This window comes from Arthrobacter sp. Y3222053 (assembly GCF_059092805.1).
Genome location: NZ_JBNHIA010000020.1, coordinates 1 through 328, shown reverse-complemented (window position 1 = coordinate 328; position 328 = coordinate 1). Strand labels below are relative to the sequence as shown.

Genomic DNA, 328 nt, shown 5'->3' with positions numbered 1-328 from the left:
TCGGCGCTGTGGGTCTTAGCTTCCGGGTTCGGAATGGGACCGGGCGTTTCCCCCACGCTGTGACCGCCGTAACCCTTGCCACCAAACCAGTCACCCCGTGTGTGGGGTGTGGTGGTGAAACCTGTGTGGTTACACGTGTTCAACCGTGTATTCAATTATTGGTGTTCCCCTGGCCCGCACCTGGTGGTGTGGGTTGTTGGTTGGGAACCACATAGTGGACGCGTAGCAATCGTGCTGTTTTTTCGTGTGTGGTGTAAGTTGTCGGCCTATTAGTACCGGTCAGCTTCACGGGTCTTTAGTCCCCGCTTCCACATCCGGCCTATCAACC

The 328-nt window shown here is 56.7% G+C and carries 1 rRNA gene; it reads right to left on the bottom strand.

The annotated features are described in order from the left end of the window. Positions 1-71: ribosomal RNA gene (gene rrf / locus AC5RUW_RS16635) — 5S ribosomal RNA — on the bottom strand; the annotation flags it as partial. Positions 72-328: the final 257 nt, after the last annotated feature.